Annotated in this window: 15 protein-coding genes, 1 tRNA gene and 1 pseudogene; 8 read left to right on the forward strand and 9 right to left on the reverse strand. The window is 66.4% G+C overall.

Annotation, left to right across the window (positions count from 1 at the left end; all coding sequences use genetic code 11):
• Positions 1–32: 32 nt before the first annotated feature.
• The 3 genes and pseudogenes from eutC to eat all read right to left on the reverse strand — a co-directional run.
• Positions 33–842: pseudogene (eutC, locus tag AACH06_RS18675) on the reverse strand (ethanolamine ammonia-lyase subunit EutC); the annotation flags it as partial.
• Positions 839–2,245, reverse strand: a complete 1,407-nt coding sequence (locus AACH06_RS18680; RefSeq protein WP_341427267.1) for an ethanolamine ammonia-lyase subunit EutB — start codon at positions 2,243–2,245, stop codon at positions 839–841. The pseudogene eutC and the gene AACH06_RS18680, both read right to left, overlap by 4 nt.
• A 62-nt stretch (positions 2,246–2,307) precedes the next feature.
• Positions 2,308–3,684: an ethanolamine permease gene (eat, locus tag AACH06_RS18685; RefSeq protein WP_341427268.1), complete on the reverse strand. Its 1,377-nt coding sequence runs from the start codon at positions 3,682–3,684 to the stop codon at positions 2,308–2,310.
• Between the two features lie 104 nt (positions 3,685–3,788).
• Between eat and AACH06_RS18690 the strand changes: the two genes are divergently transcribed.
• Entirely contained in the window at positions 3,789–4,862 is a 1,074-nt protein-coding gene (locus AACH06_RS18690; RefSeq protein ID WP_341427269.1) for a helix-turn-helix domain-containing protein, read from the forward strand.
• Here the strand turns inward: AACH06_RS18690 and AACH06_RS18695 are convergent.
• The 4 genes from AACH06_RS18695 to AACH06_RS18710 are packed head-to-tail and all read right to left on the reverse strand — an operon-like array spanning position 4,828 to position 7,541.
• Entirely contained in the window at positions 4,828–5,625 is a 798-nt protein-coding gene (locus tag AACH06_RS18695) for a M90 family metallopeptidase (RefSeq protein WP_341427270.1), read from the reverse strand. The two genes, AACH06_RS18690 and AACH06_RS18695, sit on opposite strands and share 35 nt — an antisense overlap.
• A gap of 2 nt (positions 5,626–5,627) precedes the next feature.
• On the reverse strand, positions 5,628–6,428 hold the full coding sequence (locus AACH06_RS18700; RefSeq protein WP_341427271.1) for a UDP-2,3-diacylglucosamine diphosphatase: 801 nt from the start codon (positions 6,426–6,428) through the stop codon (positions 5,628–5,630).
• 4 nt (positions 6,429–6,432) lie between these two features.
• Positions 6,433–6,936 carry a peptidylprolyl isomerase gene (locus AACH06_RS18705; RefSeq protein ID WP_341427272.1) on the reverse strand — a complete coding sequence of 168 codons (504 nt, stop codon included), beginning with the start codon at positions 6,934–6,936 and terminating at the stop codon, positions 6,433–6,435.
• 2 nt (positions 6,937–6,938) lie between these two features.
• Positions 6,939–7,541, reverse strand: coding sequence for a peptidylprolyl isomerase (locus AACH06_RS18710; RefSeq protein WP_423222056.1), 603 nt, complete (start codon positions 7,539–7,541; stop codon positions 6,939–6,941).
• 189 nt (positions 7,542–7,730) lie between these two features.
• On the opposite strand from AACH06_RS18710, the gene cysS reads away from it, so the two are divergent.
• The 7 genes from cysS to AACH06_RS18745 all read left to right on the forward strand — a co-directional run bounded on the left by cysS (position 7,731) and on the right by AACH06_RS18745 (position 15,471).
• Positions 7,731–9,137, forward strand: coding sequence for a cysteine--tRNA ligase (cysS, locus tag AACH06_RS18715; RefSeq protein ID WP_341427341.1), 1,407 nt, complete (start codon positions 7,731–7,733; stop codon positions 9,135–9,137).
• 1 nt (position 9,138) lies between these two features.
• A complete protein-coding gene (locus tag AACH06_RS18720; protein ID WP_341427273.1) occupies positions 9,139–9,798 on the forward strand; it encodes a DNA-3-methyladenine glycosylase family protein in 660 nt (219 codons plus the stop codon).
• A gap of 28 nt (positions 9,799–9,826) precedes the next feature.
• On the forward strand, positions 9,827–10,798 hold the full coding sequence (locus AACH06_RS18725) for an acetyl-CoA carboxylase carboxyltransferase subunit alpha (protein WP_341427274.1): 972 nt from the start codon (positions 9,827–9,829) through the stop codon (positions 10,796–10,798).
• Between the two features lie 101 nt (positions 10,799–10,899).
• Positions 10,900–12,270 (forward strand): tRNA lysidine(34) synthetase TilS, encoded by a 1,371-nt coding sequence (gene tilS / locus AACH06_RS18730; protein ID WP_341427275.1) that lies wholly within the window; start codon positions 10,900–10,902, stop codon positions 12,268–12,270.
• A 214-nt stretch (positions 12,271–12,484) separates the two neighbouring features.
• Entirely contained in the window at positions 12,485–13,777 is a 1,293-nt protein-coding gene (locus AACH06_RS18735; protein ID WP_341427276.1) for an aspartate kinase, read from the forward strand.
• 66 nt (positions 13,778–13,843) lie between these two features.
• Positions 13,844–13,936, forward strand: a tRNA-Ser gene (locus AACH06_RS18740).
• 146 nt (positions 13,937–14,082) lie between these two features.
• Positions 14,083–15,471 carry a phenylacetate--CoA ligase family protein gene (locus AACH06_RS18745; protein ID WP_341427277.1) on the forward strand — a complete coding sequence of 463 codons (1,389 nt, stop codon included), beginning with the start codon at positions 14,083–14,085 and terminating at the stop codon, positions 15,469–15,471.
• A 95-nt stretch (positions 15,472–15,566) separates the two neighbouring features.
• Here AACH06_RS18745 and AACH06_RS18750 read toward each other — a convergent pair whose 3' ends face one another.
• The gene (locus AACH06_RS18750) at positions 15,567–18,518 is read right to left on the reverse strand and encodes a GH92 family glycosyl hydrolase (RefSeq protein ID WP_341427278.1); all 2,952 of its coding nucleotides are present in this window, start codon (positions 18,516–18,518) and stop codon (positions 15,567–15,569) included.
• A gap of 149 nt (positions 18,519–18,667) precedes the next feature.
• Entirely contained in the window at positions 18,668–20,134 is a 1,467-nt protein-coding gene (locus AACH06_RS18755; protein ID WP_341427279.1) for a glycoside hydrolase family 76 protein, read from the reverse strand.
• Positions 20,135–20,214 lie beyond the last annotated feature (80 nt).

Consider the following 20,214-nt stretch of genomic DNA (forward strand, 5'->3'; position numbering starts at 1 on the left):
ACATCGACCGTGGCGTGATGCTGGCCGCTATCCGAACCGGCCCCAAGGCGTTGAGCTGCCGCGTCTTGCAGCGGTCGTGGCCCAGGAGTCAGGGCCGGGGTTTCGTCCTTCAGCCCCACGCCGGTCAGCAGGCGGGTGCGGGCGGCCTGCATCAGCCAGGCGGCTCGGTGCGCAGCCTCGGTGTAAGAAAGCCCCTCGGGCCGGATGTTGGAGATGCAGTTTCGCTCTGCGTCGGCACGGCCCGGGCGCGGAGCCCAGGTGAGGTACAGGCCCATGCTGTCCGGTGAGCTCAGGCCCGGCCGCTCGCCAATCAAGACCATTGCCAATCGGGCTCGCAGCGCCGCACCGATCGGATCGCCGATCGCCACCCGTCCCTGGCGCACCACGGTGACAGGGGCCAGCGACCAGCCAGGCTCCGCCGCGCGCAGGTGGGGCAGCAGCTCGGCCAGGAAGGGGCCAGCGTGCCGCTCGATCGCTAAGGCTGACAAGCCGTCCGCGACGACGATCGCCAGGTCCGCGGGGCGGCGCGAGCCGGTCTCGGCCAACGCGGCCGACGAAGCGGCGTCCAGCCGCCGCCCCAGGTCGGGCCGCTTCAGGTAGGTGGCGCGATCGCTCGCGGCGCTGTGGGCCAGCGACACCTCCAGCCCCAAGGCGCACAGGGCGTTCGCGACCGTGTCGACGTCCATGACATGGTGAACCGCGTCCCGTGCCTGCGCATGAGCGAGTTGAAACGCGAGCTGCGGAGCGGTCGGCAGGCTGCTGCCGGCGCGCCCGAGGGCGATGCGGGCAGGGGTGAAGCGGCGCAGCACGCCCCAGGGGTTGTCGACGACCGGCGGCTTCATGCAGCGGGCAACAGGTGTGCGAAGGTGGCCGGCATCGCGTCTTTCAAGTGGCCGGGCCTTGCCGCATCGGACACGCCCATGCGCTGCAGCCAGGCCTCGAACTCGGGGGCGGGTCGCAGGCCCAAGGCGCGGCGAGCGTACAGCGCATCGTGAAACGAGGTGGTCTGGTAGTTCAGCATCACGTCGTCGGCGCCCGGCACGCCCATGATGAAGGTGACCCCGGCCACGCCCAGCAGCGTGAGCAGCGTGTCCATGTCGTTCTGGTCGGCCTCTGCGTGGTTGGTGTAGCAGATGTCGCAGCCCATGGGCAAGCCCAGCAGCTTGGCGCAGAAATGGTCTTCCAGACCCGCTCGAATGATCTGCTTGCCGTCGTACAGGTACTCGGGGCCGATGAATCCGACCACGCTGTTGACGAGCAGCGGCTTGAATCGGCGCGCCACCGCGTAGGCGCGGGCCTCGATCGTCTGCTGGTCGCAGCCGTGGTGGGCATGCGCCGACAGCGCACTGCCCTGGCCGGTTTCGAAATACATGACGTGGCCGCCGCGCTCGCCATCGTCGAACAATCGCCCGCGTTGCAGGCCGAACGCCGCGTCTTGGGCCTCGGCCAGCAGCGCCAGGTCGATGCCGAAGCTGCGGTTGGTGGCTTCGGTGCCGCCGATTGACTGGAACACCAGGTCGACGGGCGCGCCGCGCTCCATCGCCTGCAGTGTGTTGGTCACATGGGTCAGCACGCAGGATTGGGTCGGTATCTCGTATTGCGAGATCAACCCGTCGAGCATTTGCAGCAGGCGCTCCACCTGCGGCACGTTGTCGGTCGCAGGGTTGATGCCGATCACCGCGTCGCCGCTGCCGTACATCAGCCCGTCGAGCACGCTGGCGGCGATGCCGGCAGCGTCGTCGGTGGGGTGGTTGGGCTGCAGCCGCGTAGAAAGCCGCCCGGGCAGCCCGATGGTGCCGCGAAACCGCGTCTGAACCTGGCACTTGCGCGCCACGAGGATCAGATCCTGGTGGCGCATCAGCTTCGAGACGGCTGCGGCCATTTCCGGCGTCAGGCCGGGGGCCAGCGCCCGCAGCGTTGCGGTGTCTGCCGCGTCTGAGAGCAGCCAGTCACGCAATCCACCCACGGTGAGGCCGGCCACGGGCTGGAAGGCGCCGCGGTCGTGGCTGTCGATGATCAGGCGAGTGATCTCGTCGGCCTCATACGGCACCACCACCTCGGACAGGAAGGTGGACAAGGGCAGATCGGCCAGAGTCATCTGGGCGGCCACCCGCTCCTGGGCGGATTCGGCAGCCACGCCGGCCAAGTGGTCGCCCGAGCGCTCGGGCGATGCCTTGGCGAGCAGCTCGGCCAGGCCATCGAAGCGGTATTGGTGAACGCCGAGTCGGTGGTGGTAGATGGGCATGTCCGTGTCGGGGCAGCGCCTTCCCGGGCGATTTCGTGCCGGAGGCGGTGATGCTCAGTGTCTCAAGCCACGGATTGCGCGGGCCGGGTCGCTTCGGGTTGCCGGCTGGTCAGCCGGAACGTCACATAGCCCAGCACGCCCAAGCCGAAGAACAGGCCGGCCACCAGCGGGTTGTAGTAGACCATCGTCAGAAGGCACACGACCGCCGCCAGCAGCGCGAACGCGGGGAACCAGGGGTACAGCGGCGCACGGAACGGGCGCACCATGTCGGGCTCGCTGCGGCGAAGCTTGAACAGGCTGGCCATGCTGACGATGTACATCACGATCGCCCCGAAGACGCTCATCGTGACGATGTTGGCTGTCAGCGTCTGTCCGCCAAACGAGAAGACCTCGTCGCTGAAGATCGCCGCGATGCCGATCACGCCGCCGGCCAGCACCGCCCAGTGGGGCGTATGCAGCCGTGGATGCACCTGGCACAGCACCGACGGGAGCATGCCGGCGCGGGCCAGCGCAAAGATCTGGCGCGAATAGCCAAGGATGATGCCGTGGAACGAGGCGATCAGACCGAACAGGCCCAGCCATACCAGCATGTGCAGCCAGCCGCTCTGTTCGCCGACGATGAGCTTCATCGCCTGCGGCAGTGGATCGTTGATGTTCGACAGCTTGGTCCAGTCGCCTGCGCCGCCGGCAAACAGCATCACACCGGCCGCCAGCACCAGCAGCGTCAGGATGCCGGCGATGTAGGCGATCGGGATCGAGCGTTTCGGGTCTTTGGCCTCTTCGGCGGCCATCGCCACCCCTTCGATCGCCAGGAAGAACCAGATCGCGAACGGGATGGCGGCGAACATGCCCGGAATGGCGGCCGTGCTGAAGCTGTCCTGCCCCGCCCACCCGCCCTTGGCAAAGTTGGCGATCGAGAAGCCCGGGGCCACCACGCCCATGAACACCAGCAGCTCGAAGATGGCCACGAGCGTGATCACCAGCTCGAAGGTGGCGGCGATCTGCACCCCGGCAATGTTCAAGGCCATGAAGACGGCATAGGCCCCGACGGCGGCCAGTTTCGGATCGAGTGCCGGAAACTGCACGTTCAGGTAGGCGCCGATCGCCAAGGCGATGGCCGGCGGTGCGAACACGAATTCGACCAGCGTGGCAAACCCGGCCACGTAGCCGCCCGTGGGGCCGAACGCGCGGCGGCTGTACTCGAAGGGCCCGCCGGCATGCGGGATCGACGTGGTCAGCTCGGTGAAGCTGAAGATGAAGGTGGCGTACATCAATGCGATGAACGCGGCGGTGATCAAGAAGCCCATCGTGCCGGCCGAGGCCCAGCCGTAGCTCCAGCCGAAATACTCGCCCGAGATCACCAGCCCGACGGCGATGCCCCAGAGCTGCAGGGTGCTGAGCGATTTGTCGAGCGCAGGGCGGGGCGTGCTGCTGTCCATCCGTTCCTCCTGGTCGGGCCGGCTGGCCCGTTGATTGCATGGGCGTTCGACATCAAGCGTAAGAGCGGCGCGGGGTGTGGCGTTATCGAGATTCGGCAAACATCATGAGCACGATCTGCGCGCACGATGCACCGGCATGGCAACACCAGGCCTGGCTGGCGAACGATGTGGACGAGCATGCCGCCCACCTGCGCGGCTGGCATCAGCGCTACGACCAGCTCACCGCGGGCGGCTTCCTGGGGCGGCTGGACGAGTTGACGATCGAGTCGGCCCAGGTGTTTCGCGAGCAGACCAGCCAGGCACTGCGGCAGCGCTGCGATATCCGCCCCGATGCGGTGTGGTGCGGCATCACCGACCGGCACGATGGCTCACGCATCGATGGCCGCCTGGTGGGAGACGGTGGCGTCATGGTGTGCGGCGGCGCGGGCCATTTCGAGCTGGTCAGCCCGGCGGGACACGACATCCTCGGCGTGGTGGTGGACCGTGACCGTTTGCTGGCCCACGCAGCCGCCATACAGGTCGAGATCGATGGGGCGCGGCTCGACCCACCGGCTTGGCTGCTGCCTGCGGCTGAGCGACGGAGACGTGCGCAGGCGAAGCTGCGTGCGGTGCTGGCGCTGGCCCCGCATGCGGCGCCGGATATGGACCCGCCGCCCTTGGCCCAGCACACGGCCCCACATACGGGCGGCGTGGCGGGGCCGCCCGTGGGCGACTGGGCCCGGCTTGAATTGACACTGCTCGACGCCGTGGTTGACCTGCTGGCCCATGCGGACGAGCCTGTCGAAGGGCGCTGCAACGCGGCGGCTCGCCGAAGGCTGGTGCAGCAGGTCCACGAATGGCTGGAGACCCATCCTGACATCGTGCCGAGCGTGCCGCAGTTGTGCGAACGGCTGCATGTGAGCCGGCGCACCCTGCAATACGCGTTCGAGGCCGAGACGGCCATGAGCCCGGTCGCCTACCTGCGCAGCATTCGGCTCAATGGTGTGCGGCGGCTGCTGCGGCAGGGGGCGGTGGGCTCCACGTCGGTGCGGGACGCGGCGGCGGCCTGGGGCTTCTGGAACCTGAGCCAGTTCGCATGCGACTACCGGCAGCAATTTGGCGAACGCCCCTCAGAGACCCTGCAGCGGTCCGGCGCGAGTGGCTTCAGGCCCCGGGTTGATCGGCCGGCGACTGCTTGAAGTAGCCGCGGAAGAGTTCATACAGCCGCGGGTGTTCGTCGCGCATCGCCTGAGGCGCCACGAAGAAGGCCTCGACGGCGACCGCGAAAAACTCTTCCACCGCTTCCGCACCGTAGGGGTCCAGCAGCGTGTCCTCTTCGCCGGCGTCGATGCGTTCAGCGAAGCGCTCGTACTCGGCGTCGATGCACTCGATCCAGGCGTCGCGCGCCGCCAGGCTGGGCAAAGGGGGCACGCCATCAGCGGCGCCATCGACCATGTCCAGCACATGGGCGAACTCATGGATGACGACGTTGTAAACCGTCTCGTCGCTGTCGGTGGTGGCGGCGACCACGTCCGACCAGGAGAGCATCACCGGCCCGCCTTCCACCGCTTCACCCGTGAGCACTTCGTCGTACTCGTGGACGACACCGTCGTCGTCCATCACTTCACGGCTGGCCACCACCTCGTCCGGGTGCACGACGATGCCGACGAAGCGATCGTAGGCATCGATCCCGAATTTCAAGATGGGCAGACACGCCTGGGCCGCGATCGCCACCGCCATCTCGTCGGTGACCTCGATGCCCTGGGCACCATGGAACTCTTTGCGCGAGAGGAACAGGCTGCTGAGCGTGCGCAGGGTCTGTCGGTCGTCTTCCGAACGTGCCGCAATGAACGGGAAGGCGGCGAGGATGCGGCTCCAGAGCTCGTCCGGGATGGCGTGGCGCTCCAGAGCGCGAGCTTCTCGCCAGCGTGACACGCCGCGCAGCAGACGTGGCAACACCATGGTCAGGCCGCTGCGGGGTCGAGGCGCTGGAAACCCCGATCCGACCACCGCAGCACTTCGGCGCGCGGCGGCTGGTGGTGATCAACTTCCCAATCGCACAGCACATGGCGCGTCCATCCCGAGGCGTGATGCTCGGTCTGCGGCCGGTGGGTGTGGCCGTGGATCAGCACCTGCGCGTCCGATTCGGCCAGCCATTGCTGCGCGAGGGCGGGATCGGCGTCTGCGTAGGTCACGGGCGCCGAGGCTTGGCCGTGAGGGGTGTCGGCTTGCTGTCGCTGATGCTCGCGGCTGGCGGCGCGCATTTGTGCACCAATGGCCTGCCGCTCGTCCAGCGGTTTAGCCAGAAACGCCTGTTGCCATGCCGGCTGCCTCACCTGGGCGCGAAACTGCTGGTACGCCGTATCGCTGAGGCACAACGCGTCGCCGTGGCTGAGCAGAACGGGTTGGGCGGAAAGGCCAGGGGCATGGAGCGCGACCGGATCCGGCAGATCAATCGCGCCGGTGGCCTGGAAGAAGGCCGGGCCCAGCAGGAAATCGCGATTGCCGCGCATCACGTACACAGGCCGCTGCCGGGCCGCTGCCGCCAGCAGGCTCACGCAGTCGGCTTCAAAGGGCAGGGTGGCGGCATCGTCGCCCACCCAGGCTTCGAACAGGTCACCGAGGATGAACACCGCATCGGCCGACGTGCGCTCCAGATAGTGCCGAAGCAGCGCGAGCGTGCGCGGCAACTCGGGGCACAGGTGCAGGTCTGAAATGAAATCCACCGTCCGGGTGGACGGTGGCAGGTCGATGCGGGCAGGCACTGCGTCAGGAGACGACGGTCGCCTTTTCGATGGTCACGGCCTCGAGCGGCACGTCGTCGTGGAAGCCCTTGGTGCCCGTGCGCACTTTCTCGATGGTGTCGACCACGTCCTGGCCCGCCACCACCTTGCCGAACACCGCATAGCCCCAGCCACTGGCCGATTCGGCCGTGAAGTTCAGGAAGCCGTTGTCCTTGGTGTTGATGAAGAACTGCGAGGTGGCCGAGTGCGGCGCGTTCGTGCGGGCCATCGCCACCGTGTACTTGTCGTTCGTCAGGCCGTTGTTGGCCTCGTTGTTGATCGGCGCGTCGGTCGGCTTCTGCTTCATGTCGGCGGTCATGCCACCGCCCTGGACCATGAAGCCCTTGATCACGCGGTGGAACACGGTGCCGTCGTAGTGGCCCTTGTTCACATACGAGATGAAGTTGGCCACGCTCTGGGGCGCCTTGGCGTCGTCGAGTTCAAGGCGGATCACGCCCGCGCTGGTGGTGAGTTCAACGGTCTTGGTCATGTTTACTCCAACGTCGCTTTCTTGATGGTGATGGGCTGCGCGGGGACGTTCTGATGCGGGCCCTTGGGTTTGGTCTCCACGTCCTTGATCTTCTCGACCACGTCCAGGCCGGCAATCACCTTGCCGAAGACGGCGTAGCCCTCGCCATCGCGGGCGTTGGGCTGGTCGAGGAAGGTGTTGTCGTTGACGTTGATGAAGAACTGCGAGGTGGCCGAGTTCGGCACCATCGTGCGGGCCATCGCGATCGAGCCCTTCACGTTGGACAAGCCGTTGCGGCTTTCCAGCGGAATCGGCGCGCGCGTGGGCTTTTCGCTCATGTCGGGCTTCATGCCGCCGCCTTGGATCATGAAGTTGCTGATCACGCGGTGAAAGATGGTGCCGTCGTAATGGCCGGCCTTCACGTACTGCACGAAGTTGTCAACCGTCTTCGGTGCCTTGTCGCGGTACAACTCCACCACGATGTCGCCCATGCTGGTGGCCAGGCGCACCTTGTGGCTGGCCACGGCCGCCGGTGCCGCAGAAGCGGGGGCTTCCGGCGCCGATGCCGCTTGGCCATGCGCCGAAAGCGTGCACGCCGCGCCGAGGGCCAGGCCCAGGGCTTGCAAGCAGGCACGACGGCCCAAGCCGCAAAGGATAGTGGTTGCCCGGGTGGCGTTCGATGTCACGTCAAAAGTCTCCTTGGCTATACTCAGACGATTCTAGCGACCCCCGCACAACGGGCGCCCGGGCAGGAAATCCTTCTTGCAGCCATCGCTTCCCATGCGATGCCACCGCGCCCCTTGCCCCTCTCGTTGATGGCCCTGCGCATCTACAACACCCTGACCCGTCAGGTCGAAGACTTCGTTCCCATCGAACCGGGGCATGTCCGCATGTACGTGTGCGGCATGACCATCTATGACCTGTGTCACATGGGCCATGCGCGGATGATGATGGCGTTTGACGTCGTCTACCGCTGGCTTGAGGCCAGCGGTTACAAGGTCACCTACGTTCGAAACATCACCGACATCGAAGACAAGATCATCAAGCGGGCGGTCGAGCGCGGCATCACCATTCGCGCGTTGACCGACGAGATGATCGAGGCGATGCGTCAAGACCTGGGCGCCATCGGCGCCGCGCCGCCCACGCACGAGCCGCGTGCCACCGAATACGTGCCGCAGATGCTGTCGATGATCGGCACGCTCGAGCAGAAGGGCCTCGCCTACCGCGCGAGCAACGGTGACGTGAACTACGCCGTGCGCAAGTTCCCCGGTTACGGCAAGCTCAGCGGCAAGTCGATCGACGACTTGCGCGCCGGTGCCGGCCTGGCCGACCGCGATCTGAAGGCGCGTGCTGCGGCCGAGGGCAAGGAAGACCCGCTGGACTTCGTGCTGTGGAAGGCTGCCAAGGCCGATGAGCCGGCCGATGCGAAGTTCGATGGCGGCTACGGGCCGGGCCGCCCCGGTTGGCACATTGAATGCTCGGCGATGAGCTGCGCTGTGCTGGGTGAGCGCTTCGACATCCACGGCGGCGGCATGGACCTGCAGTTCCCGCACCACGAGAACGAGATCGCGCAGAGCGAGGGGGCCCTGGGCCACCCGTTCGTCAACTACTGGCTGCACAACGGGTTCCTGAACGTCGACAACGAGAAGATGTCCAAGTCACTGGGCAACTTCTTCACCATCCGCGACGTGCTGAAGAAGTTCGACGGCGAGACGCTGCGCTTCTTCATGCTGCGCACGCACTACCGCAGCCCGTTCAATTTCAGCGACGCCAATCTCGAAGACGCGCGCAGCGCGCTGCGCCGCCTGTACACCGCGCTGGAGAAGGGCGGGTCGCCGCAAGGCAACTCGGGCCCGATCGATTGGCAGCAACCCGCCGCCGCGGCCTTCAAGACGGCGATGGACGACGATTTCAACACCCCCGGTGCGATGGCGGTGTTGTTTGAACTGGCAGCTGAAGTCAACCGCAGCGCATCTGCCGACGTGGCGCGCCTGCTGCGGGCACTGGCCGGCACGCTGGGCGTGCTGCAGCAGCAGCCCACGGCATTTCTGCGGGCCGGCTCCGGCCTCGACGAGGGTTGGATCAACGAACGCATCGAGGCCCGCAATGCCGCCAAGAAGGCGCGTGATTTCGCGGCATCCGACCGCATCCGTGACGAGCTTTCGGCCGCCGGCGTGATGTTGAAAGACACCCCGCAAGGCACCACCTGGGTCAAAGCCTGACATGGCGTCCAAGGGCAGTAACGCGGCCGGCGTCACGCCGGAGTATTGGGATGATGCCTGCAAGCATCTGGCCAAGCGCGACCGGGTGATGAAAAAGCTCATCCCCCAGTTCGGCGAGGCCCGCTTGCAGAGCCGGGGCGATGCCTTCACCACGCTGGCGCGCTCGATCGTCGGGCAGCAGATTTCGGTGAAGGCCGCCCAATCGGTGTGGGACAAGTTCGCAGCGTTGGTGGGCGGTCCATCGCATCGCCTCTCACCTGCGGCCGTACTGGCGCTCGAGGGCTTGACGCTGCGCACGGCGGGCCTGTCCGCGCGCAAGGCAGAATATCTTGTCGACTTGGCCCGCCACTTTGACGACGGCACCGTGCACGTCAGGCAATGGCAGCAGATGGACGACGAGGCCATCATCGATGAGCTCGTCGCCATCCGCGGCATCGGCCGGTGGACGGCGGAGATGTTTCTGATTTTTCACCTGATGCGCCCGAATGTCCTGCCGCTGGACGACCTGGGCCTGCTCAAGGGCATCAGCCTGAGCTATTTCAGCGGTGAACCCGTATCGCGTGCCGAAGCACGTGAGTTGGGTGAGGGCTGGGCACCTTACCGCTCGGTCGCCACCTGGTACCTCTGGCGCAGCCTGGATCCGCTGCCCGTCGAGTACTGACCTGCAACCATCGCGAGAGAATCATCCGATGAGCAAACGCCACTTCCTGGAGTTCGAACAGCCGATCGCCGAGTTGGAGTCGAAGATCGAAGAACTGCGCTACGTGCAGAACGAGTCGGCGGTCGACATCTCGGAAGAGATCGATCGGCTGGACAAGAAGAGCCTTCAGCTCACCAAGGACATCTACACCCAGCTGAACCCCTGGCAGGTGACGCAGATTGCGCGCCACCCGCAACGGCCGTACACGCTGGACTACGTCAACGAGATCTTCACCGAGTTCCAGGAACTGCACGGCGACCGCGCCTTCGCGGACGACCAGTCGATCGTCGGTGGTCTCGCGCGCTTCAATGGCCAGGCCTGCATGGTGATCGGCCAGCAAAAGGGACGTGACACGAAAGAGCGTGGCCTGCGCAACTTCGGCATGCCGCGCCCTGAGGGCTACCGCAAGGCACTGCGCCTGATGAAGCTGGCCGAGAAGTTCGGCCTGCCGGTGTTCACGTTTGTTGACACGCCCGGTGCTTACCCGGGTGTCGGCGCCGAAGAGCGCGGCCAGTCCGAAGCAATCGGCCGCAACATCTTCGAGATGGCCCAGCTCGAGGTGCCCATCATCACCACCATCATCGGTGAAGGCGGCTCGGGCGGTGCACTGGCCATCAGCGTGGGCGACCAGGTGCTGATGCTGCAGTTCTCGGTGTACTCGGTGATCTCCCCGGAAGGCTGTGCCTCGATCCTGTGGAAGACGGCCGAGCGTGCCTCGGATGCGGCCGAGGCCCTGGGCATCACCGCCCACCGCCTCAAGGCGCTGGGTCTGATCGACAAGATCGTGAACGAGCCGGTGGGCGGTGCTCACCGTGACCCGAAGCAGATGGCTTCGCAGCTGAAGCGCGGCTTGGTCGACGCCCTGCGGCAGGTGGCGGACCTCACCCCCACCGAATTGCTTGAGCGACGTTACGAGCGCCTCAAGAGCTACGGCCGCTTCAACGACACGACCGCTCGCTGAATGCGCCGCGTGGTGGCCGTGCGCCACCACCGCCCACCGGGCGGGCGGGGAAGCTTCGCCGCCCGCGCGGGTGGCGTTGAAACTCATCTTTGGCGATAGCGGTGTCTCACGCGTCGCGTGTGGTCGCGGTGGCCGTCAGCGGCGGGCGCGATTCGACCGCTCTGCTGCACGCCACCACCCGCGCCGCCAAGGCGCTTGGCGTCCAGGTGGTGGCTTTGCATGTCCACCATGGTTTGAACCCGGCAGCGGACCAGTGGCAGGCACAAGTCGAGCGGCAATGCGCCCGCTGGGCGCGTGACGGCTGGCCGGTCAGTGCCCGTTGCACGCGGCTGCAGGGCAGCCCTTCGCCCGGAGAAAGCGTCGAGGCCTGGGCCCGGCGGGAGCGCTACGCCGCTCTGGCGCACATGGCGCAGCAGGCCGGCGCCCCGCTCGTGCTGCTCGCACACCATCGCCGTGACCAGGCCGAGACGTTTTTGCTGCAGGCCTTGAGGGGTGCTGGCCCGGCGGGCTTGTCGTCGATGCCGCGCGAGGCCGTGCGGGGCGGGCTGCGGTGGATTCGCCCGTGGCTGGATCAGCCGGCGTCGGCCATCGCGGCTTACGTGGCGCGGTATCGCCTGTCGCACATCGAAGACGACAGCAACCACGACACCCGCTTTGATCGCAACCGACTGCGCCACGACGTCTGGCCGGCGTTGCTGGCCGCGTTTGCGCATGCGGAGTCTGCGCTGGTTCAGGCTGCGCACCTCGCCCAGCAGGCGCAGGCACTGGTCGATGAAGTGGCGGCGGCCGATGTGGCGGCGTTGCGCTGCGCAGAGGGGCTTCTGAGCGTGGCCGGGTGGCTGGATCTTTCCGCGGCACGGCGCGCGGCTTCGCTGCGGCACTGGTTGCGTCAGCAGGTGGACGAGGGCGTGCCTGAAACGCTGGTGACGCGTCTGCTGATCCAGTTGCCAGGCGCCAAGGCGGCCCGCTGGCCACTGGACGGGCAGCGCGAACTGCGGCTGTACCGCGGCAGGCTGGAATGTGCGCAGCGGGCCATGCTGTCGCCGACGTGGTCACCCGGCGCGGCCGCGACAGCGCAGGAGACCGCTCCGTTCCCTCTGCACCGCCCGGGTCGCTGGCCGGTGCCTGCGTGGGGCGGGACGCTGACGCTGTCGGGGGTCGACTCGGGCGGCGTGCCGGTGGCCCTTCTGGAGCGCGCCATGCTGCGTGAACGGCAACCCGGCGACCAATTCCAGATGGCGCCCCGCAGCCTGCCGCGCAGCCTGAAAAAGCAGTTCCAGGCTGCGGCCGTTCCGGCGTGGGCTCGTGGCGGGCCTCTCATCGCGACCGCCGATCAGGTGGTCTACGTGCCGGGTCTGGGCATCGATGCCCGCGCCTGGGCGGCTCCGGGCGAGCCGCAGTTGTCGATCCACTGGGCGTCGGACGAGCCGCCGCCATCGGCGGAGAAGGGCACCCTCCCCAAAGAGCGCTGACCCCGTGCTGGAGTGCGCCGGCGCGGAAACCTGAGGGGCATCAGCCTTCGCGTGACGCGAAGGCCACTTTCTTGCTCGGTGAGGTATCAGAGTTTTGTTGCACTGCGGCAGCTAAACTTGACGGGTTTGCGTGGCCACAGGTCACGCCCGCCGCGGCCCTGGCGGCCGATGGCGCGTTCAGTCGTGCAACTCCAGCGAGACCTTTGAGAAGCCCATGGCACTGATTGTTCACAAGTACGGCGGTACCTCGATGGGGACCACCGAGCGCATTCGCAACGTGGCCAAACGTGTTGCCAAATGGGCCCGCGCCGGGCACCAGATGGTGGTGGTGCCTTCGGCCATGAGCGGCGAGACCAACCGCCTGCTGGGTTTGGCCAAAGAAGTGGCGCCGTCCAAGCACAGCGCCAGCGTGCTGCGGGAGATGGACATGATCGCCTGCACCGGTGAACAGGTTTCCGTGGGCCTGCTGTCGCTGGCGCTGCAGGCCGAAGGCATGGAGGCGGTCAGCTACAACGGCTGGCAGGTGCCCATCAAGACCGATTCCGCTTTCACCAAGGCCCGCATCCAGAGCATCGACGACGCCCGCGTTCGGGCCGACCTGGCGGCGGGCAGGGTCGTCATCATCACCGGCTTCCAGGGGGTGGACGACGATCTCAACATCACCACGCTCGGGCGTGGCGGCTCTGACACCTCGGCCGTGGCCGTGGCCGCCGCGATGAAGGCCGACGAGTGCCTGATCTACACCGACGTGGACGGCGTCTACACCACCGATCCGCGCGTCGTACCCGAGGCGCGCCGCCTGCACACCATCACCTTCGAGGAAATGCTGGAAATGGCCAGCCTCGGCTCGAAGGTGCTGCAGATCCGCTCGGTGGAATTTGCCGGCAAGTACCGTGTGCCGCTGCGTGTGCTGTCCAGCTTCACGCCCTGGGACATCGACATCAACGAAGAGGCCAAGTCCGGCACCCTGATCACTTTCGAGGAAGACGTCAAGATGGAACAAGCCGTTGTTTCGGGCATCGCCTTCAACCGCGATGAAGCCAAGGTCACCGTGATGGGCGTGCCCGACAAGCCTGGCATCGCCTACCAGATCCTCGGCGAAGTGGCCGATGCGAACATCGACGTGGACGTCATCATCCAGAACGTGTCGCACGACGGCAAAACCGACTTCTCGTTCACCGTGCACCGCAACGACTACCAGCGCACGATGGACCTGCTGAAGACCAAGGTGCAGCCGGCCACCGGCGCCGCCACCGTCATCGGCGACCCCAAGATCTGCAAGGTGTCGATCGTGGGCATCGGCATGCGCAGCCACGTGGGCGTGGCCAGCAAGATGTTCCGCGCCCTGTCCGAAGAGGGCATCAACATCCAGATGATCTCCACCAGCGAGATCAAGACCTCGGTGGTCATCGACGAGAAGTACATGGAGTTGGCCGTGCGCGCACTGCACAAGGTCTTCGAGCTCGACGACCCGAATGCCGTCACTGCAGCGGCCGAAGAGGAATAAAAGTAGCGTCGAACGCACAGGGCGCGAAAAACGCCCAATGATCAGGCTAGAATGCCTGCTTCGGCTGGAGACGTGACCGAGTGGCCGAAGGTGCTCCCCTGCTAAGGGAGTATGGGGTCAAAAACTCCATCGAGGGTTCGAATCCCTCCGTCTCCGCCACCAAGAACGACGAGGGGCGCCAGGTTTGACCTGGCGCCCCTTTTGTCTTTCAGGGTTCCGCAGTCTGGCCTGGTCCGGTCGTGCGTTGTCCGGATCCTGGCCCGTTGCGGGTGTGCTTTCAACCGGCAGGTCCTCGAACCACGCGCATGTTGCCCATCGACCCTTGGTTGACCGCCGCGGTGGCCGCCGATGTCTGGCGAGCGTCGCAGTCGGACGCGCGGGTGCTGGCCGACCGGCAGGCGCGCCGGCTCGCGCGGCTGTTCGCTGTGGCAGCCAAAGGCTCACGCCTGTACCGCGAGCGCCTGCCGGCTGCGGCTTTGGGCGCCGACCCGCGCCTGGAGGGGTTGCCGCCCATCGGCAAGGCCGAATTGATGGCACGCTTCGATGATTGGGTGACCGACCAGGCCCTGAATCTGGGCGAGTTGCGGCGTTTCACCCGCGACAGCCGTCGCATCGGCGAGCCCTTCCTGGGCCGTTATGCGGTGTGGGAGAGTTCGGGCAGCACCGGCGAGCCGGGCATCTTTGTGCAGGACCGCCACGCCATGGCGGTGTACGACGCCATCGAAAGCGTGCGCCGCCCGGCGCCCAGCCTGTGGCACCGCTTGCTCGACCCCTGGCTGATGAGCGAACGCATCGTGTTCCTGGGGGCCACCGGCGGCCACTTTGCGAGCGTCGTGTCGGTCGAGCGCCTGCGCCGGCTCAATCCGGCCCTGGCATCGCGGGTGCACAGTGTGTCCTTCCTGCGCCCGATCGACGAGATGTTGGACGAGACTCAGCAATGCAGGCCCACGGTGATCGCCAGCTACCCCAGCGCGGCTTTGCTGCTGGCGCAGGCGCAGCAGGAGGGGAGATTGCGGCTGAACCTGCGCGAGGTGTGGACCGGCGGCGAAAACCTCACGCCTGCGATGCGCCATGGCATCGAGCAAGGCCTGGGCTGCCCGGTGCGCAACAGCTACGGCGCTTCGGAATTCCTGCCGATGGCGGCAGAGTGCCGTCTGGGGCAGTTGCACCTGAACACCGACTGGCTGATCCTGGAGCCCGTCGACGAACAGGGCCGGCCGGTACCGCCGGGATGCCGCAGCGCCAGCACGTGGCTCACCAACCTGGCCAATCATGTGCAGCCACTGATCCGCTACGACCTGGGTGACCAGATCACTTTCGCGACCGAGCCTTGCATCTGCGGCTCGCCACTGCCAGTCATTGATATCCAGGGCCGCCGTGACGACACCCTGCAGCTCGCAGGCCACGGCCGTCGGCGCGTCCCGGTGCTGCCGCTGGCGATCACCACGGTGCTGGAAGAAGATGCCGGCCTGTTCGACTTTCAACTGCGCCAGCGCGGCCCGCGTGACTTGCTGCTGTCCACGGGCCGCCGTGGCGCCGACGTCACGCAGCAGTTGCGAACCGCGCGCCATGCGCTGGAGGGCTTCCTGCTCACCCAGGGCGTCCCCGAGGTGCACATCCAGTGCCGCAGCGGTCAGCCCGGCCGACGCGGCCGGAGCGGGAAGGTGTTGCGGGTGGTGGCCGGATCAGACTGACGCTCACCCCCGCGCCACCCATCATGCCGCCCACCACGCCCAACCGGACGGCGGGAGGAGGGTGATTCCCCCCCGCCGGCCGATGTCGCGCTTCATCAGGGCGCGCCGATGCGCAGGTCGTCGATCAAGCCGCGGAACTGGCCGGTCGCGTCGGGGCGGTCGTAGCCAATCAGGATGCGGTCGATCGTTTTGCCGGCGGCCCATTGGCCGATGTTGGAACGCACCTCGTTCCAGGTGTCCAACGCCAGCTTGCCGCCGCGGCCCTGGAACTCGGGGTGGACGCGGATGCCGTTCTGGTCGGTGGCGCCCGAGTCGCGCAGGCTGGTGCCGTCGGTGAAGACCAGGTCGATCGCGACGAAGGCGCTGTTCGCGTTCACTGAGCTCGGCCGGATCCAATACGACAGCGAGGTGGCGCTGGTGACCGGGATGTTCACATCGAACACCTTGTTGTACGAGAACGAACGGGTCGCGTCGTTGTCGTTGCCCGAGTACATCAGCGCGCCTGCGCCGCTGTGCGTGCCGCCTTCACGGCGGGTCGAGGTCTCCATGTGGTTCAACGCACAGCAGTAGCCGGTGATGTTGGCCGCGAAATCGATGGTGTCGTTCCAGTCGGGCTGGCTGTCACGGCTGTCGAAGTCGGCGCTGAAGTTGGCCGCGCTACGGGTGACCCGCGGGTGGTCGAACGAGGGTGGCGCGTCGGCCGGTGCGCTGCCCCAGCTGGTGTTCGGCGAGGCACCCAGCTCGAATTGCAGCGTGGTGTCGGCCTTCAGCTTGCTGAGCGGCAGCCAGGTGCTGGTGTTGGCCACGCCGTTGATCGACATGCTCTGGATGTACGCACCGTTGGCACCGGCGTTCGGCGCCTTGATCGTCAGCGTGTGCCCGTTGCCCATCTTGATCTTGATGGTCGGGAACAGCGGGCTGCCGATCGCGAAGCCGCCCAGGCCCGGCAGTTCGGGGTACAGGCCCAGCGCGCCCCACACATACCAGGCAGACGTGGCGCCCAGGTCGTCGTTGCCGTTCAGGCCGTCCGGGCTGTTGCGGTACAGGTCGGTGAGGATGCGGCGCACCACCGTCTGCGACCTGTAGGGCGCACCGGCGAACAGGTAAGCCCATGGCGAGCCGTGCTCAGGCTCGTTGCCCATGAAGGCATACGGGCTGTTGGGGCCCGCATCGAGCTTGGTGAAGTGCTCGTCCAGTCGGGCGATGGCCGCAGCGTTGCCCCCCATGCGGTCGAACAGCCCGCGGTAGTTCTGCGGCACCATCCAGGTGTATTGCGCCGAGTTGCCTTCCACGAAGCTGTTGCCGCTGGTGCGATCGAAGCCGTTGATGAAACCGCCGGAATCCTGGCGGGGGTGGATGTAGCCCGAGAAGTCGGAGTACAGCGACTTCCAGTCTTGCGCATAGCCCAGGTACTGGTCACGCTTGGCGGGTTGGCCGATCGCGTCGGCAAAGTGCGCAATCGCCGAATCGGCCAGGGCGTATTCCAGCGTCGTGGCCGCGGGGCCCCACACGCCGCCGGCCCCTTCAGGGATGTAGCCGTGGCTCTGTTGGCTGGCCAGGCCGACGCGGGTTTCGCAGTTGCGTGAGCGAGTGCCAGGTTGCGTGGCCGCCTGCTCCATGAACCGCAGGGCCGCAGCGGTGTCGAAGTTCTTGCCGCCGAAAGCGTGCAGGTTGGCCACGATCACCGCGCCGGCGTCGCCCACCATCACGCAGGTGTCGTCGTTCGCCGTGGGCCATTTCGGATAGCCGCCACCGCCTTTCTCGGCGTCGACCACCATCGATTGCGCCATGTCACTGGCCACTTTTGGCTGCAGCCAGCCGATCAGCTGCACCTGCGAGCGGTAGATGTCCCAGCCCGAGAAGGTGGCGTACTTGTCCCAGCCGTCGGCGGTGTAGGTCTTGTTGTCGAAGCCGATGTACTGGCCGTTCACGTCACTGAACAGGTTGGGGTGCAGCAGCGAGTGGTACAGCGCGGTGTAGAACTTGGTCCGGTCGTCGTTGGAGCCGCCGGTGATCTGCACCCGGTTCAGCAGCTTGTTCCAGCTCTTCTTCGCACTCGTCTTCACGGTGTCGAAGTCGGTGCTGGCCAGCTCGGTCTGCATGTTCAGCTTGGCGTTGTCGGTGCTGACGTACGAGACGCCCACCCGCAATTGCACCTGGCCCCCGCCGGCAAACTTCACCCAGCCGCCGTTTTTCTGGCCGCGGCTGGCCACGCGCGAGCCGGGCGTCACGGTGTCGCCGGCATAGGTGCCGAAGCTGCTGAAGGGCTTGTCGAATTGCCCGTGGAAATAGACGAAGTAGCCGCCGCCGCCGCAGACGCCTCCGGTCTCGACGAAGCCGCGGATTTCGTTGGTGCCGACGATCTCCAGCTGCGCGCTGCGCGCGCCTACACCGTTGCGGCCGATGTTCAAGATCATCGTGGCGTCGTTGGTGTTCGGCCAGTTGAAGCGGCCGAAGCCAGCGCGCTTGCTGGTCGTCAACTCGGTATTGACGCCGTTGTTGAGGCCCACGCGGTAGTAGCCCGGTGTCGCGGTTTCGTTGGCGTGCGAGTAGGACACCTGATAGGCCGCCAGGTTGGTGCCGGGCGACTGTGTGACGTTGCCCACGATGGGCAGCATCGAGATGTCCTGCTGGATCGAGCAGCCCGTGCCGCTGGAGTGGATCAGGCTGATGCCCTGCAGCACTTCCTTGTCATAGTTGTAGCCACCGAAACCATAGAACTCGCCGTAACCGGTGTCGGGGCTGAACTGCACCATGCCAAACGGCAGCGTGGCGCCGGGGAAGGTGTTGCCCACCGCGCCGCCGGTGCCCTGGTTGTCGGGGTCGGGGTTGCCGATCTTGGTGCCGATGAACGGGTTCACCATGGACACCGTGTCGGCCATCGGCGCTTCGCGTTCTTCATCGGCCAGCGCTTGGGCGCGGCCATCGGCGTTGGCTTGGGCCTGAGGGTCTGCTTCGTCGCTGCCGCCGCACGCGGCGACGACGATGCCAGCAACAAGTGCCACCTGCAGCGCCACATGGCGCTGGGTGAGTGTGGGCCTTCTCATCAGGAAACTCCTCTCTCTGTATGTGACGTTTTGGGTCTTCCTCAGGCCGCCTCCCACACGCTTTGTCGAGCTGAATCTGGCGGGGTCAGGCAGGGCAGGCCGTGCGCCGGGTTGGCCGGCACCGGCCCTTCTTGGTATGCGGTCAGTGATCAGGGCAGCGGGGCTGCGTTCATCAGGTCGAGCGCGCTGTGCTGGCGCGCGGCGTCGATCGAATCGAGCGGGCCCGCAAAGCGCAAACCGTAGGCGTCTTGCGCGTTGCGGTCGTTGGCGTAGGCGCTGTAGGCCTGGCGCTTCAGGTAGCTGTCGTACGGGTGGTTGGCCAGCAGCGCATTCAGGGCGGCCAGGCCGCGCACGTGCGCGCCCTTGAAGGACGGGCCATCGCCGCCGCAGCCATTGCTTTCGCAGGGCTCGCGCAAGATGCCGTTGGCGTCGTGCAGCAGCGGTGTCTTGGTGGCCGCGTTGGCGATGCGTTTGGCCATGGTCTTCACCGCCTTGTCGCCGGTGGCACGGTACAGCTCGGCCAGTGCGCCGATCAGCACGCCTTGGTTGTAAGTCCACACGGTGTCGCCGTTGTTGCGGCAGGTGCGCAGGTCCACGCCATCGTTGACGAGGTTGTCGGCGTTGATCATGCCGGTGCCCTGGAACCAGGCCCAGGTGTCTTTCGCCCGTTGCAGATACAGCGTGTCGCCTGGCAGGCGGTTGTGCAGCGCGGCGGTCAGGTGCAGGTACAGGCTGTTCGCGATGGCGTTCTTGTAAGTCTTGGCATCGCTCCACCAGACGCCACCGCCGCAGGTGCTGTCCCAGAACGAGGCCATGTAGTCTGCGTCGACCTTGGCGGTATTGAGATACCGCTGGTCTTTAGATTGGTCATATGCAGCAATCCAGGCCAAGCCCCACCAGCCCGTGTCGTCGATATAGTCGTTTCTGAATTGACCCTTGGCGGCATTGATATTGCGATCGTAGGTGTTGGCGATGGCGTAGGTATAACTCCCCATGCCGGTGACCTTGATGTTCTGTATTAACGCGGTCAAGGCGTTGGCTGAATTCCACCATCCGGTGGTATCGAAAAGGCCGGTGGACTGGTTGTAAAACCCCATCAGGCCTGTGGCCGCTGCGGTGCGCCGATCGCCGGCATTCCAGGTCACGCGCGCCCACGGCGTGCATGCGATGTCCGGGCGGTCTCCCGCCTTGCCGCAGGCGCGCAACACGCCCACGCCGCGGTTGGCCCAGTCGTCGACATTGAACATCGTCGTGCGCGAGCCGCGGCCACCGGCGGGCACCGTCGTGTCGCCCAGCTTGCTGCCGCTGGCCCAGGTGCGCCCGTTGTCGAACGACCGGTCGAGCCACACCTCGTCGCCTGGCGATCCGTTGTCGATCGAGGCCCAGCCCATCGCGTCGACGTCATTCAGGTGCAACAGGATCTGGCGCGAGAACACGGTGGTGCCCACTGGCTGCCGGCCGCCGGGTGAGAGTGCCGCGTCGCGTCCATCGCAGAAGCGGTTGCAGATGGTGGCTTCGGGCGCGTCCGGCGCCACGGCCTGGGCGCCCGCGGCCGCCCAGGCCAGGGGCGTGCACAACAGGGCGTGCGCCGCCAAGCGGCGCGATGAATACAGCATGGCTTTCTCCACTGAGTGCCGCCCCGGTTGGTCGGCCAAAGAAAGCGCTTTCTACTGCATTACCCCGGTCGATTGAATAT

Origin of the sequence: Ideonella lacteola, assembly GCF_038066555.1 — a bacterium.
GTDB lineage: Bacteria > Pseudomonadota > Gammaproteobacteria > Burkholderiales > Burkholderiaceae_C > Ideonella > Ideonella lacteola.

Excerpts from the sequence above, each read along its gene's own strand:
- AACH06_RS18745 (WP_341427277.1), top strand. The coding sequence starts at position 14,083 with ATGTTGCCCATCGACCCTTGGTTGACCGCCGCGGTGGCCGCCGATGTC.
- AACH06_RS18690 (WP_341427269.1), top strand. The coding sequence starts at position 3,789 with ATGAGCACGATCTGCGCGCACGATGCACCGGCATGGCAACACCAGGCC.
- AACH06_RS18725 (WP_341427274.1), top strand. The coding sequence starts at position 9,827 with ATGAGCAAACGCCACTTCCTGGAGTTCGAACAGCCGATCGCCGAGTTG.
- AACH06_RS18705 (WP_341427272.1), bottom strand. The coding sequence starts at position 6,936 with ATGACCAAGACCGTTGAACTCACCACCAGCGCGGGCGTGATCCGCCTT.
- AACH06_RS18720 (WP_341427273.1), top strand. The coding sequence starts at position 9,139 with ATGGCGTCCAAGGGCAGTAACGCGGCCGGCGTCACGCCGGAGTATTGG.
- AACH06_RS18750 (WP_341427278.1), bottom strand. The coding sequence starts at position 18,518 with ATGAGAAGGCCCACACTCACCCAGCGCCATGTGGCGCTGCAGGTGGCA.
- eat (WP_341427268.1), bottom strand. The coding sequence starts at position 3,684 with ATGGACAGCAGCACGCCCCGCCCTGCGCTCGACAAATCGCTCAGCACC.
- cysS (WP_341427341.1), top strand. The coding sequence starts at position 7,731 with ATGGCCCTGCGCATCTACAACACCCTGACCCGTCAGGTCGAAGACTTC.
- AACH06_RS18680 (WP_341427267.1), bottom strand. The coding sequence starts at position 2,245 with ATGCCCATCTACCACCACCGACTCGGCGTTCACCAATACCGCTTCGAT.
- AACH06_RS18735 (WP_341427276.1), top strand. The coding sequence starts at position 12,485 with ATGGCACTGATTGTTCACAAGTACGGCGGTACCTCGATGGGGACCACC.
- AACH06_RS18755 (WP_341427279.1), bottom strand. The coding sequence starts at position 20,134 with ATGCTGTATTCATCGCGCCGCTTGGCGGCGCACGCCCTGTTGTGCACG.
- AACH06_RS18695 (WP_341427270.1), bottom strand. The coding sequence starts at position 5,625 with ATGGTGTTGCCACGTCTGCTGCGCGGCGTGTCACGCTGGCGAGAAGCT.